The sequence below is a fragment of the Roseateles sp. L2-2 genome (assembly GCF_050613215.1).
GTDB lineage: Bacteria > Pseudomonadota > Gammaproteobacteria > Burkholderiales > Burkholderiaceae_C > Roseateles > Roseateles noduli.
Map to the genome: position 1 here is coordinate 951,219 of NZ_CP192509.1, position 13,081 is coordinate 964,299.

General features: G+C 69.1%; 11 protein-coding genes. 6 read left to right on the top strand and 5 right to left on the bottom strand.

The window, feature by feature from the left end:
• Window positions 1–4 precede the first annotated feature (4 nt).
• The gene (locus tag ACQZ13_RS04435; protein ID WP_431050020.1) at window positions 5–889 is read right to left on the bottom strand and encodes a pirin family protein; all 885 of its coding nucleotides are present in this window, start codon (window positions 887–889) and stop codon (window positions 5–7) included.
• Window positions 890–1,052: 163 nt separating this feature from the next.
• Window positions 1,053–1,967: a LysR substrate-binding domain-containing protein gene (locus ACQZ13_RS04440; protein ID WP_431050021.1), complete on the bottom strand. Its 915-nt coding sequence runs from the start codon at window positions 1,965–1,967 to the stop codon at window positions 1,053–1,055.
• Between the two features lie 287 nt (window positions 1,968–2,254).
• On the opposite strand from ACQZ13_RS04440, the gene ACQZ13_RS04445 reads away from it, so the two are divergent.
• From ACQZ13_RS04445 to ACQZ13_RS04455, 3 genes are read left to right on the top strand one after another with little or no spacing between them, the layout of a single operon-like run.
• Complete coding sequence (locus ACQZ13_RS04445; protein ID WP_431050023.1) at window positions 2,255–2,869, top strand: isochorismatase family protein; 615 nt, start codon at window positions 2,255–2,257, stop codon at window positions 2,867–2,869.
• Window positions 2,866–4,374, top strand: coding sequence for a GMC family oxidoreductase (locus ACQZ13_RS04450; RefSeq protein WP_431050025.1), 1,509 nt, complete (start codon window positions 2,866–2,868; stop codon window positions 4,372–4,374). The genes ACQZ13_RS04445 and ACQZ13_RS04450 overlap by 4 nt, the downstream gene beginning before the upstream one ends.
• Window positions 4,371–5,279, top strand: coding sequence for an alpha/beta hydrolase (locus ACQZ13_RS04455; protein ID WP_431050026.1), 909 nt, complete (start codon window positions 4,371–4,373; stop codon window positions 5,277–5,279). Before ACQZ13_RS04450 ends, ACQZ13_RS04455 begins: the two co-directional genes overlap by 4 nt.
• Before the next feature lie 230 nt (window positions 5,280–5,509).
• On the opposite strand, the gene ACQZ13_RS04460 is transcribed toward ACQZ13_RS04455, so the two are convergent.
• From ACQZ13_RS04460 to ACQZ13_RS04470, 3 genes are all read right to left on the bottom strand, one after another.
• The gene (locus ACQZ13_RS04460; protein ID WP_431050027.1) at window positions 5,510–5,878 is read right to left on the bottom strand and encodes an endonuclease domain-containing protein; all 369 of its coding nucleotides are present in this window, start codon (window positions 5,876–5,878) and stop codon (window positions 5,510–5,512) included.
• Between the two features lie 284 nt (window positions 5,879–6,162).
• Window positions 6,163–8,025, bottom strand: a complete 1,863-nt coding sequence (locus tag ACQZ13_RS04465; RefSeq protein WP_431050028.1) for a glycoside hydrolase family 9 protein — start codon at window positions 8,023–8,025, stop codon at window positions 6,163–6,165.
• Window positions 8,026–8,029: 4 nt separating this feature from the next.
• Window positions 8,030–9,187 (bottom strand): hypothetical protein, encoded by a 1,158-nt coding sequence (locus ACQZ13_RS04470; protein ID WP_431050029.1) that lies wholly within the window; start codon window positions 9,185–9,187, stop codon window positions 8,030–8,032.
• A 272-nt stretch (window positions 9,188–9,459) separates the two neighbouring features.
• Between ACQZ13_RS04470 and ACQZ13_RS04475 the strand changes: the two genes are divergently transcribed.
• The 3 genes from ACQZ13_RS04475 to ACQZ13_RS04485 all read left to right on the top strand — a co-directional run bounded on the left by ACQZ13_RS04475 (window position 9,460) and on the right by ACQZ13_RS04485 (window position 13,043).
• Window positions 9,460–10,710, top strand: a complete 1,251-nt coding sequence (locus ACQZ13_RS04475) for an ROK family protein (protein ID WP_431050030.1) — start codon at window positions 9,460–9,462, stop codon at window positions 10,708–10,710.
• 128 nt (window positions 10,711–10,838) lie between these two features.
• Window positions 10,839–11,804 carry a carbohydrate kinase family protein gene (locus ACQZ13_RS04480; protein ID WP_431050031.1) on the top strand — a complete coding sequence of 322 codons (966 nt, stop codon included), beginning with the start codon at window positions 10,839–10,841 and terminating at the stop codon, window positions 11,802–11,804.
• Between the two features lie 9 nt (window positions 11,805–11,813).
• Window positions 11,814–13,043 carry an MFS transporter gene (locus ACQZ13_RS04485; protein WP_431050032.1) on the top strand — a complete coding sequence of 410 codons (1,230 nt, stop codon included), beginning with the start codon at window positions 11,814–11,816 and terminating at the stop codon, window positions 13,041–13,043.
• Window positions 13,044–13,081 lie beyond the last annotated feature (38 nt).

Here is a 13,081-nt window from a genome sequence, read left to right on the forward strand (position 1 = left end):
TCGCTCAGCGCTCCAGCGGCAACTCGCCGAAGCGCCCGTCGGCATAGTCGATGAGCACCTTGCGCACGTCGTCCATCGTCGACATCACGACGGGTCCGTGCTTGACGAAGGTTTCCCCGATCGGCTTCGCGGCCAACAGCACCGCATGCGTGTCAACGCCGGCCTCCAGACGGACGATGCCTTCCTCGCCGGCACGCACCGTGGTGGCGCGACCTTCCGGCAGGACCCGCGCCTGCTCCCGTGCATGCAAGGTCGCTGCGCCCGAGACGACGTAGATCCACGCCTGCTCGTCCGACGACAGCGGGTGGGAGAAGGTGCCGCCGGGCGACAGCGCGATGTCGAGCAGCGTGAACGGCTCCGGCGTGCCCGTCGCGCCGGCGACGTCGCCGGACCGGCCCAGCACGACCCGCACGCGATGGCCGTCGTCCTCGATCACCGGGATGTCCTCCGCGCGCACCAGCAGCGAATGCGCGGGCCCGTGCTTCAGACGTCCAGGCAGGTTCACGAAGATCTGCAGCGCGTGCGTGCGCGCGCCGGGCTCTGGCACTTCCTCGTGCGCTGCGCCGCCCGCCGCGGCCAGCCAGTACAGGTCGCCGGCGCGCAGCGTGAAGCGCTTGCCCAGCGTGTCGCGGTTGAAGAAGCCGCCGGTGGCGTCCTCGAACATCATCGTCACCGCGGAGATCCCCGCGTGCGGATGCGGCGCGAAGGTCGGTCCGGTCATCACGAAGTGGTCGACCATCAGCAGCGGGTCCATCCGGCCGCGGAACATCTCTTCCGAGAAATGGCGCGCCGTGAAGTTGCGGCCGATGGCGTGCGGGCTGCCGGTGATCGTGTCGCCGACGCGGTCGGCGGCGACCTCCGCGGTCGCGAGGGTGTCGGTGGGGTCCATGGGGTGTGCTCCAGCGGACGCGCGAGTCGCGTCCTCAGGGAAATTCTGGAGGCCGGACTCCGCCCGGAGAAGCCGTCGGAACCGGATGCTGCTTCCAACCGGCTGGATGATGGCGGGCCGCCGGGACGGCCTCGGCGCGGCGCGCGCCGGGGCGCGTCGGCGATCAGTCCAATCGCACCGCCTCAGGGAACGCGTCGGCGATGTGCTCGATGAACGCGCGTGTGGCAGCGGTCATGCCGCGGCGGCTGGGCATCAGCACGGTGATCGTGGCGTCCGCGGCGATCCAGTCGGGCAGCACGCGCTGCAGCAGCCCCGCGCGCACGTCGTCGCGGCACACGTAGGCGGGCAGGGCGACGATGCCCAGGCCGGCCGCCGCCGCCTGCTTCAGCGTCACCATGCACGAGCCCAGGATCCGCGGCCGGATGCCCACCTGCACCACCTGCTCCGGATCGTCCGCGCGGCGCAGCCGCCACGACGGCGTGACGCTGTCGCGCTTCATGAACAGGCTGGCGCAGCCGCTCAGGTCGTCGGGCGTCTCCGGCGTGCCCACCGTCTTCAGATACCCGGGCGATGCGAACAGGTGCCACGGCGCCTCCGCCAGCGGACGCTGCACCATCGTCGAATCGGGCAGGGCGCCCGAGTACGCGCGGATCGCGAAGTCGAAGCGGTCCGCCACGATGTCCACGTTGTTGTCGCCCGCGTGCTGGACGATCTCCACCTTCGGGTGCTTCTCCAGGAAGCTGGACACCATGCGCGCCATCGCGAACTGCGCCGTCGCCGTCGCCACCGTGTAGCGCACCGTCCCGGCGGGCTCCTTCGAAAGGCTGCGCATCGCCAGCTCCGCCTCGTCCGCGCGGGCCAGCGTGGCCACGGCGTGGCTGTAGAACTCCATGCCGCTTTCGGTGAGCGACACCTGCCGCGAGGTCCGCGCGAACAGCGTGACGCCCAGCTCGCGCTCCAGCTGCTGGATGCGGTAGCTGATCGTCGACACGGGCCGCTCCAGCGCGCGCGCCGCGGCGGACAGGCCGCCGCGGTCGGCGACTTCGACGAAGTATCTGAAATCGTTGAGATCGAGCATGGGCGTCCTCTTGTCGGCGTGCTCTCGTCGATGTGTCTCGGCGGCCTCCTCCTGGAAGCCTCGGGTGAACGGTGAGCGAGCGGATTGTGGCGTCGTTTGAGCGCCGGATCCGCGCGCTTCTTCCGACCCGTTGGAAGGTCGATTCAACGCAGCCCCGTTGATCCACCGGGGGCCGTCGGATGGAATGAGTTCACTCCGGCAGCACAGCGCCAGGCCCCTCGGGATCCACCCGGGGACGTCCCCGAGCGGCGACCGATCCGGAGTCCTTCAACCCTCAAGGAACCACCATGAAGACCAAGCGCACCCGCATGAATCGCGACAACACCGCCGTCCTGCTGATCGACCATCAGGTGGGCCTGCTCACCGGCGTCCGCGACATGACCGTCAGCGAGCTCAAGCACAACGTCGTCGGCCTGGCCAAGGCGGCGAAGGTGCTGGGCCTGCCGGTGGTGGCGATCACCACCGCCCGCGACAGCATGTGGGGCCCGACGGCGCCTGAGCTGAAGGACGCGCTGGGCGGCGGCGAGATCATGGACCGCTCCACCGTCAACGCCTGGGACTTCGCGCCCTTCGTCGACGCGGTCAAGGCCACCGGCCGCGACCACCTGATCATCGCGGGGCTGTCCTTCGAGGTCTGCGCCTCGCTGCCGGCGATCTCCGCGCAGGAAGAAGGCTTCCAGCCGATCGTCGCCATCGACGCCTGCGGCACCTTCTCGGCCGCCAAGCGCGAGGCCGGTGTCGCCCGCCTGACGGCCCTGGGCATCGAGGTCTCCGACTACGCGACGCTGATGGTCGAGATCATGGCCGACAACGCCGATCCGAAGGCGCTGGAGGTCTACGCCGCGCTGGACATGCCCTTCGCCGTGCTGATGGGCCAGGTCGCCGGAGCGCTGAAGCAATGACCGCCGCCTACGACACCCTCATCGTCGGCGGGGGCTCGGCCGGCGCCGTGCTCGCCCACCGGCTGAGCGCGGACCCGTCGCGACGGGTTCTGCTGCTCGAAGCCGGGCAGGCCTACCGCCCCAACGTCTTCCCGCGCGACCTGGCCGATGCGGACACGGCCGGCGGCCCCGACGGTCACGACTGGGGCTACACGGCGGAGACCGGTATCGACGGGCGCAGCATCCGCGCGCCGCGCGGCAAGACGATAGGCGGCTGCTCCGCGGTCAACGCGGCGGTGGCGATGCGCTCGCGGCCCGAGGACTTCGCGAAGTGGCGCGCGCTCGGCGTCGAGGGCTGGGACTGGGAGGAGGTGCTCGCCGCCTTCAAGGCCATCGAGAACACGCCCGACGGCGAGGACGACTTCCGCGGCCGCAGCGGCCCGCTGCCGATCCGTCATCGTCGTCCCGACGAGTTGACGCCGGCGCTGAACGCCTTCGTCGACGCCACCGCGAACCTGGGCTTCGCCCGCGTGGACGACTTCAACGGCGGCGACCAGGCCGGCGTGTCGCCGTATCCGCTCAACGTCATCTCCGGGCGTCGCATCAACACGGGCATCGCCTTCCTGGACGAGGCCGTGCGTGCGCGGCCCAACCTGACGATCCACGGCGGCGTCGAGATCGACAAGGTGCTCATCGAGGACGGCCGCGCCGTGGGCGTCGTTGATGCCGATGGCAAGACCTGGCGCGCGAACGAGGTGATCCTCAGCGCGGGTGCCTTCGGCAGCCCGGCGATCCTGATGCGCTCCGGCGTGGGACCGGCGGCGGTGCTCTCGCGGCTCGGCGTGCCGCTGGTGGCCGATCTTCCCGTCGGCGAGGGCCTGCAGGAGCATCCGTTCTATTACAACGTCTACGCGTTGACGCCGGAGGCGGCCGGCATGCATCCGGCGGCGGGCGCGATCCTGTGGGCCGCGTCGTCGGAAGCGGAAGCCGGCGATCTGGACCTGCACGTCTCCGCCACGCACCTGTTCGATCCGGCGCTCAGCCCGACCGGCGGCGCGATCGTGCTGGCCGTGGCACTGACGCAGCCGGAGGCGCGCGGCAGCCTGGAGATCGTCGACCGCGATCCGCGATCGGCGCCGCGCATCCGCTACAACTTCCTCGGCACCGGGCGCGATCGTTCGCGGATGCTGGAGGCGGTGCGGATCTCCCGCGCCATCGGCCGCCAGCCGCCGTTCGCGGACCTGGTCCATGCGGAGATGGCGCCGGGCGCGGACGTGTCCGACGGCGACGACCTCGCCCCTGCGATCGCACGCAACCTCGACGGGTACGCGCATCCCACTTCCACCTGCCGCATGGGGCGGCCGGGCGACGGTGTCGTCGACGGCGGCGGCCGCGTGTTCGGCATCGACGGGCTGTTCGTGATCGACGCGTCGATCATGCCGCTGGTCCCCAGCGCACCGCCCAACATCACCACGATGATGATGGCCTGGCACCTTGCCGGCCGCAGCCTGGGAGCACCGGCATGAGCACGGAAACGATCCCTCTGATGGCGGCCGACGTGGCCGCCTCGCGCGAACTGCGCGCGCAGTTCAGCCGCTTCTGGTCCACCACACCGGGCACGCCGCGCGAGGTCTATGACCGCTTCATCGGCGCGACGCCGATGGCGCCGGGCGTGACGACGAGCCAGGTGTTCGACGCGCCGGCCCCCGGCTGGTGGTGCGAGCCCGCCGATGCGGCCGCGACGCGCGCCGGACGCGCGATCCTCTTCCTGCATGGCGGCGGCTACGGCCTTGGCCACGCGGGGCCGTACGCCGGCTTCGTCAGCCAGATCGTGGCGCGCTCGGGTGTGCCGGCTTTCGCGCTGGAGTACCCGCTGGCGCCGGAGGCGCAGTGGCCGACGGCGCGCGATCTGGCGGTGTCGGCGCTGGCCGCACTGACAGAACGTTTCGAGTCCGTCGCGGTCGTCGGCGATTCCGCCGGCGGCGGCCTGAGCTTCGCGACGGTGCTGGAGGCGCGGCGGCGCGGCCTGCCGGTGGCGGCCATCGCGACCTTCTCGCCGTGGACCGATCTGAGCCTGAGCGGCGAGAGCGCCCGCGATCCGGCGGTCGTCGATCCGCTGCTGGCGGTCGACTACCTGAGGGCTTCGGCGGCGGCGTATCTCGGCGCGACGCCGGCGGACGATCCGCGCGCCTCGCCGCTGTTCGAGCCCGACCTGCGACTGCCGCCCACGCTGATCCAGGTCGGCAGCGACGAGGTCCTGCGCGATGACGCGATCCGCATGGCCCGCGCCGCCGAAGCCGCCGGCACCGACGTCGAGTTGCAGGTCTGGCAAGGCCTGCATCACGTGTTCCAGCTCAATACGCAGGAACTCGCGAGTGCGCGTCTGGCGCTGGACCGGACTGCGGAGTTCCTCGTGCGTCATCTGCGTTGATTCAGGCAAAGGCTTGTTGACTGCCGAGTCCGCTGGCCCTCACCCCCGCCCTCTCCCGCGAGCGGGAGAGGGAGTGAGAATGCACCGAGGCATTCGGGGCAGGAGCACTGGAGTGGCTCCCTCCTCCGCAAGCGGGCGGGGTGGGAATGCACCGAGGCATTCGGGGCAGGAGCACTGGGGTGACTCCCTCTCCCGCTTGCGGGAGAGGGCAGGGGTGAGGGCTAGCAGCGTTACGAACGAACAGACAGCAATCGCAGGATGACTGCCATCACATCGTCGAGCTGCAGGAGCGCCTCGCGGTTAGTGAATCGCAGGACATGAAACCCATGGGCACGCATGTCGGCTGTGCGGCGAGCATCGTAGTCAGCATTGCCAGGGCAGCCGTGCTGTCCCCCATCGAGCTCGATGACGAGGCCCGCTTCAACGCAGGCGAAGTCCGCGAAGTACGGTCCGATGGGATGTTGGCGCCTGAACTTGCAGCCCGCGAGCCGTCGATCTCGCAGGCGGCACCATAGCGCGCGCTCGGCGTCGGTGCTGAATCGCCTGAGCGACCGGGAAGCGCGTTTCCGACCAGGGTGGGGAAGCTCGACGTCGTCCATGGCGGACGAGTTTGCGTTGGAGCGACGCTCTTGAACCTCACCAGCATGGGGGAGTTCATTGACTGCCGAGTCCGCTGGCCCTCACCCCCGCCCTCTCCCGCAAGCGGGAGAGGGAGTGAGAATGCACCGAGGCATTCGGGGCAGGAGCACTGGGGTGGCCCCCTCTCCCGCGCTGCGGGAGAGGGTGGGGGTGAGGGCCAGCGGCGGTGGACGTGCTGAAGCTTTCTTGCTTTCTCCCGCAAGAGAGCGAATAAGAATGCCTTGAGCTACGCGAAAGGCTCGACTCAGCGCGCCATCGACGTCGCCGCCAGCAGCATCCACGTCGAGTGCGGGATCCACTGCTCCACCCAGCGCCATTGCTCGTCGTCCGGGCCGGGTCCGAAGGCGATGCCCTCGCCGGTGTCGCTGCCGACCGCGCCGGTGATGCCGTTGGAGATGCCGCCCGCGAACATGTCGCCGGCGCTGGACGCCACCGTCGGCGGATTGCGCTTGCCGAAGCCGTAGAGCATCGAGATGCCGTAGGGGTTCTTGCCCAGTGTCCAATCCACCTGGTCCTGCGCATACGCGGCCCAGTCGGCCGGCAGGGCAGGGGACACCTTGCGGCCTGCCACCGCCACTGCGGTGCTCAGCGACAGCAGGCGCGCACTCTCACCCTGCCACCAATAGCCGGTCTCGTTCTTGTGCGGAATGAAGAAGCCTTCCAGCACCGGACCGTCCGCCTTGCCGTCCTTCGCGAGCTGGAAGGATTGCCGCGCGTAGCCGAACGGATTGGAGACGCGCCGCGTGATGTCGACCTCGTGCTGGAGCGCCGCCTTGATCACCGTGCCGGCGCGCGCACGACGCGCGTCGTCGGTCTCGATGTCGAGGTAGTAGCCGAGGCTCAACACCGGCAGGCCCGCCTCGACCGCGTGATAGTAGGGACGCGAACCACCGTCGCTGATGAAGCCGCCGTCCGCGGCCTGTCGCTGCATCAGGCTGTCCGCGCGCGTCCGCGCCGCGTCAAGGAAACGCGCCTCCTTCGTCGCGCTGAACAGCTCCACCGCGGCCATCAGCGCGGTGTAGTCGTCGATGATGTTCTCGACGCCGTTCGCCGTGTACTGCGCGTTGAACTGCTGCAGATGGTCGAAGCCCTTGATCGCATCGGCGAGGTAGGTCTTCCCGTCGACGCTGCCATGCCGTCCCGACTGCTTCGCCAACATCGACGCCCGCGCCAGCGCGGCGATCGCCATGCCGCCGCCCGCGCGGTAGGCCGAGCGGTAGAGCGTCGTGTAGCGCCCGTCGTCGCCCTCGTAGCCGACGACCATGCGCTCGGCGCCTTCCGCCCCCCACTTGTCGAAGACCGTCGTGTAGAAGTAGCCCTCGGCGTCGAGGATGCGATGCAGGTAGTCCGCGCCCCAGAACGCTTCGTCCTGGGCGCGCTTGAGCAGCCCCGCGCGGCGGTACAGGTCGGCTGAAGAGTCCGCCGTGAAAGCCAGCGCCCAGGCCGCCATCGACGTCTGCTGCGGGTTGAAGAAATTCGCGTAGCCGAGGTGCGACAGGTACTTGCCCGTGTCGCCGCCGGCGTCCTTCCAGCCGCCGTGCACGTCGACGAAACGATCGGTCTCGAAGATGCGGATGCGCCGGTCGCCCTTGCCGGTATGGCGACTGCGATGGAAGTAGTCGAGCAGCTTGTCCGCCGTCGTCGCGAACAGCGCCTGTTCACGCACCCGGACCGGTGCGGAGGTCACGCGCTTGCCGTCCAGCGTCGCCTCGACGCGGTAGACGCCCGGCGTCTGCACCGCTGAGAAGTCCGCCTCGAAGTAGCGCTTGCCCGAGCCCCAGGCGGAGAATCCCGGCAGCGGTTTGAGATCTCCCTCGGCGACTGTCTTGCCGCCCGAGAGCACACGGTAGCGGCCCGATTTCGCTGCGCCGGTCGATTCGACGACCGCGCGCTTGGGGCCGGCGCGTTCCAGCGCCACCTGATTCAGTTGCACCAGCAACGGATCCGTCGGCAAGGCGACGGAGACCGTCGTCTTGCGTTCGTCCGTTGCCGCGTGCGAGGCCATGGCGGCGGTCCCGAGGACCGCCGCGACCGCGAAGACCGCGGCCACCGCGAGCGCGGAGCGTCGTGGGGAATGCGCCGCGCGGGCGGTGACGTCGGTCTTCATGCGATCAGTTCCAGGCCATGTTCTTGGACCACTTCACGCCCGAGCTCGGGCACTTGCCGGAGTTGTTCGGGTACTTGCTGTTGATGACGCTGTTCACCACGCCGACGTTGCCCATCGTCGGGTCCTGCTTGTAGATGTCCAGCGCCATGCTGGCGCGCCAGCAGTTGCCCTTGTCGTCGCCCAGGCTGGACGACGAGAGCCAGCGAATGTACTGGTCCGTCAGGTAGGTGGCGAAGCAGGTCTCGTTGGACATGCTGGCGCAGTTGCCCGCGTTCTTCACCTGCGTGAACGCCGAGATGCTGCCGATCGAGCCCGTGTTCACCTGCACCTGGAAGGCCAGGCCGACCAGGTTGTACTGGCTGAAGCTGGTGAAGCCGATCTTCTTCAGCGCGTCCAGCACCGGCAGCAGCTTGTCGCTGTCGATGTGGGCATAGTGACTCATCACGTACTGCGCCTGGCGGTTGTCGAAGTCCGACTGCAGCGCCTGGCAGATCTTGGTCAGCGCCGCCTTCTTCTTCGAGTTGGTCCGGGACAGGTTCGGATACGGGTCCAGGCGCGAGTCGTCCGCCTTCATGTCCGCCGCCGCGATGCCGGTGACCTGGACGCCCCAGTTCTTCATGTCGGTGTTGGTCGCACCGGTCTTGCCCAGCACGTAGGGCGCGTAGGCGTTCTTGAAGTAGTCCGGGAAGTCGCCGACCGTGGTCACGCCGACCGGGCCGAAGGTGTCGCCGCGGTAGTCGGAGATGCCTTCGTTGTGCTCGTAGTCGACCTCGCAGTAGCGCCAGGGTTCCGGGTCTTGATAGTTGGTGGTGCCGTTCTCCGGATAGGCATCCATGCTGAGCACGGCCTGCCACTGGTTGACCGTCAGCTTGCGGCCCTTGTCGAAGACGTTGCCGTAGACGCGCGAGTCGCCCACGGGAATGACGCCGGCCGCCGCGGCGGCCTTGGTGGCCGTCACCAGCGGCTGGCCGGTCGCCGTGAAGGTGTTGGTGTAGAACCAGCCGTCCTGCACGTAGACGCTGGGTTGGCCGCTGGCGTTCGGCGCCTTGGTCTTGCCGGCCGCGATCGCGACGCCGGTCAGGGACGAGCCGCAGACGAGGGCCAGGACGGTGAGCGCCGCTTGCACGCCGATGCGGCGGACGCTGGGGGTACGAGATTGCATGGTGGTTGCCTCCGAAAGACACGGGGGTAGGGGGGCGTGGCCTGCGCCACGGGAATGGGTTCCCGAGAGCCGCTGCCCACCACTCTCACCAAGCCGGTCCTGCGCTCGGGGGCGTGGGTCGCTGCAGCCCATGGGCGGCGAATGTAGGCGGAAGATTTCATCGATGCAATAAATAAAACCACTGGATGTGTAAATTGATTTGTCAGCGGACCCCGTGATGCCGTCGTGAAGCTGCGTCAGAATGGGGGATACCCGAAGGACCAGCCGCCAGCATGAGAACCACCAGTCGAGGGGCCACCCAACAGTCCAGCGCGCCCTACAACCGCCGTGTGGTGCTGGACTTCATCCGCCAGCAGGGCGCGGCGTCGCGCAAGGACATCGCCGACAAGGTGTCGCTGAGCCCCCAGACGGTGGCCAACATCACCAACGACCTCGAAGCGATCGGCCTGATCGTGTCCAGGCGGCAGAAGGTCGACAAGTCGCGCGGCCAGCCGCCCATCGCCTTCGAACTCAACCCGCAGGCGGGCAACGCGATCGGGATCAGCCTGGAGCCGGGCCGCGCCTCGGCGGCGCTGGTGAACCTGGTCGGCGAGATCCGCAGCCGCTGCGAGGTCGACATGGACACCAGCGACCGCCGCCAGATGCTCGCCGCGATGCTGCAGCTGGTCGCGCAGCTGCGCCGCGAATCGACCGAGCCGCTGTGGGGCATCGGCGTCGCGCTGCCGGGACCGCTGGGCCACACCGACATCAGCTTCGTCGGGCCGACGGCGCTCGAAGGCTGGAACGACCTGTCCGTGCTGGACGAGCTCGGCGAAGTCACGGGGCTTTCCGTTTTTTACCGGATCGACAGCGTTGCCGGCGCCCTGGGCGAGACGCTCTTCGGCGTGGCCCGCAACCTGGACAACTTCTTCTATCTGCACCTCGGGCTGGGCCTGGGCGGCGCGCTGGTCATCGGCCGCGCCGCGTATCCCGGCTCGAACGGCAACGCCACCGAGATCGGCCACGTGCCCATCGTCCCGGGCGGCACGCCGTGCTATTGCGGCAACCGCGGCTGCCTGGAGCGCTACGTCTCCATGCACTCGCTGGCCGAGGCCTTGAAGGTCTCCGACCACGACGTCTGGTCGCTGGACCTGTCCCAGCGCCTGAAGGACCCGAAGGACAAGGCGCTGCACCAGTGGTGCCGCCAGGCGGCGGACCGGCTGCGCGACGCGGTCTGCATGATCGAGAACATGCTGGACCCGCACTCGATCGTCATCGGCGGCTCGGCGCCCAAGGTGCTGGTGGAGCACCTGGTCGCGCTCGCGCAGCCGTGGCACCGCTCGGTGCGTGGAGGCGTCGCGACGGCGGAGACCCGGCTGCTGCTGTCGGACCGCCAGGACGACAGCTCCATCCTCGGTGCCGCCGTGCTGCCGATCTACGAGATGCTGTCGCCGCGCCTGGAGACGCTGCAGCAGGACCGCCGCGGCGAGGCCGACGTGGCCGAGCTGCTGGGCCATCGGGCGTCCATACCTCGGCGTGGGTAGTCCGGATGGACCGTCGGACGGGCGAGACGGAGTGAGGGTAAAGCCACCTGGGGGAATCCCTTGATTACTTAAATCCAATGGATTTAATTATTGACGCTGTGTTCTGAGTGCTCCTACAGTCGGCGCCCATGGACACGGCACGACCTCTTTCCCATTCCCCGCTCAGCATCGTCGGCGACGTCGGCGTCGACCTCGTGCTGGGCAGCCTGACCGGCTGGCCGCAACTCGGCACCGAACTCCTGATGCCCCGCAGCGAGCTGCGCCCGGGCGGCTCCGGCGCCAACGCGGCGCTGGCCGCGCGTCACATCGGACAGCGCGCGCACCTGATCTCCGCAGTCGGCAACGACCACTTCGGCCAATGGCTGGCGGAGCAGTTCGCCGGCATCGAGACCGACCTCGAGATCTGCGACATCGAGACCACCATCTCGGTGGGCCTGATGCACACCTGCGGCGAGCGCAACTTCTTCACCACGCACGGACACCTGCAGCGGCTGTCGGCCGAGCATGTGCTCAAGCATCTGCAGCCGGCCGACGCGCCGACCGAGGCGCCGGCCATCGCGCTCTTCACCGCGCCCTTCCTGCTCACCGACCTGCGCCCCCGCTACGCCGCGCTGATGGCCGAAGCCGGACGCCGCGGCTACCGCGTCGCGCTGGACACCGGCTGGCCGCCGGAAGGCTGGAACCGGGAGGAGGTGATGAGCTGGCTGCCGCACTGCGATCACCTGCTCATCAATGAGCTGGAGGCGCAGAGCATCGCGGGCACCGAACACCTCGACGACGCGCTGGCCCTGATCGGCCGCGCGCTGAAGCCCGGCGCGAGCCTGATCGTGAAGGTCGGCGCGCGCGGCGCGCTGGGCTTGGAAGCGGGAGGGCGCGTCCAGCACCTCACCGAGCCCGCCGACATCTTCGACACCATCGGCGCCGGCGACGCATTCAACGCCGGCTACCTCGCCGCGCGCATCCGCGGCGGCGATCTTGCCGAAGGCCTGGCCGCGGGCTGCCGCACCGCCGGGGCCATCCTGCCGCGCTTCCCGCGCAGGACCATCCGAGCCGGCGAGTTCGCCGACTGCCTTCCCTCCAACGTCCCCGCCTGAGGAGCCGCCATGAAGCACCGCGCCTTGATCGTCGGCTACATCCTGGTCATCTGGTTCGTGATCTCCTTCGTCACCAACCTGATCGGCCCGCTGATGCCGATCATCATCCAGGACTTCCACCTGAGCCTGGGCCTGGCGGGCTTCCTGCCGTTCTCGTTCTTCCTCGCCTACGGGCTGGTGTCCATCCCCGGCGGCCTGCTGGTGGAACGCAAGGGCTCGCGCTTCACCATCCTCACGGCCTTCCTGCTGAACGGGATCGGCTCGCTGGCGATCGCGCTGTGGCCGAGCTACATGACCGCCGTCGGCGGGCTGTTCGTGATCGGCCTGGGCATGGCCCTGCTGCAGGTCGTGATCAACCCGCTGATGCGCACCGCCGGCGGCGAGCCGCACTTCGCCTTCTTCTCGGTGATGGGGCAGCTCGTCTTCGGCCTGGCGTCGTTCCTCAGCCCGATGGCCTTCCAGCTGCTGATGGAACGTCCCGATGCGGCCAAGGGACTCGCGTGGGTGCCGTTCTACTGGATCTTCGTCGTCGGCTTCATCGCGCTGATCGTCGCCAACCAGACGCTGCCGCTGCCTGAAGTCCAGCTCAAGGACGACGAGCGCGCCGGCGGCTGGTCCGCCTATCGCGAGCTGCTCGCGCGCCGCGACGTCCGCCTGTTCTTCCTCGGCATCATGGCCTACGTCGGCACCGAGCAGACGTTGGCGAACTGGATGTCGCAGTTCCTCCAGACCTACCACGGCATCTCCGCCACCGGCGACGGCGCCGACGCGGTCGCGGGCTTCTGGGGCCTGATGTCGCTGGGCTGCCTGCTGGGCCTCGGCCTGCTGAAACTGCTCGACTCCCGCGTCGTGCTGGCCGGCTTCACCGTGCTGGCGATCGGCAGCGTGGCGCTCGCGCTGTTCGGCTCCGCGCACGTCGCGCAGCTCGCCTTCCCGGCCTCGGGCTTCTTCCTGTCCGTGATGTTCTCGGTGGTGTTCTCGCTCGGCCTCAACTCCGTGCCCCACCACCACGGCGCGTTCTCCGGCGTGCTCTGCACCGGCATCCTCGGCGGCGCGGTCGTGCCGCTGCTGGTCGGCCTGCTGGGCGACGCCATCGGCCTGCGCGCCGCCATGTCCACCGTCTTCCTCACGCTCCTCTACATCCTGAGCGTGAGCGCCTGGGCGCGGCCGCTCGTGACCAACGAGACCGTTCCGCTGTCCCGCCTGCTGTCCCGGTTCAAGCCCAGTCCCGAGGCCTGATCCGTCCGCTCCGTACCGCCTCCCCCCTTTCAGCCAGC

Coding starts and splice junctions, on each gene's coding strand:
- ACQZ13_RS04445 (WP_431050023.1), top strand. CDS start 2,255: ATGAAGACCAAGCGCACCCGCATGAATCGCGACAACACCGCCGTCCTG.
- ACQZ13_RS04470 (WP_431050029.1), bottom strand. CDS start 9,187: ATGCAATCTCGTACCCCCAGCGTCCGCCGCATCGGCGTGCAAGCGGCG.
- ACQZ13_RS04440 (WP_431050021.1), bottom strand. CDS start 1,967: ATGCTCGATCTCAACGATTTCAGATACTTCGTCGAAGTCGCCGACCGC.
- ACQZ13_RS04455 (WP_431050026.1), top strand. CDS start 4,371: ATGAGCACGGAAACGATCCCTCTGATGGCGGCCGACGTGGCCGCCTCG.
- ACQZ13_RS04480 (WP_431050031.1), top strand. CDS start 10,839: ATGGACACGGCACGACCTCTTTCCCATTCCCCGCTCAGCATCGTCGGC.
- ACQZ13_RS04485 (WP_431050032.1), top strand. CDS start 11,814: ATGAAGCACCGCGCCTTGATCGTCGGCTACATCCTGGTCATCTGGTTC.
- ACQZ13_RS04435 (WP_431050020.1), bottom strand. CDS start 889: ATGGACCCCACCGACACCCTCGCGACCGCGGAGGTCGCCGCCGACCGC.
- ACQZ13_RS04465 (WP_431050028.1), bottom strand. CDS start 8,025: ATGAAGACCGACGTCACCGCCCGCGCGGCGCATTCCCCACGACGCTCC.
- ACQZ13_RS04475 (WP_431050030.1), top strand. CDS start 9,460: ATGAGAACCACCAGTCGAGGGGCCACCCAACAGTCCAGCGCGCCCTAC.
- ACQZ13_RS04450 (WP_431050025.1), top strand. CDS start 2,866: ATGACCGCCGCCTACGACACCCTCATCGTCGGCGGGGGCTCGGCCGGC.
- ACQZ13_RS04460 (WP_431050027.1), bottom strand. CDS start 5,878: ATGGACGACGTCGAGCTTCCCCACCCTGGTCGGAAACGCGCTTCCCGG.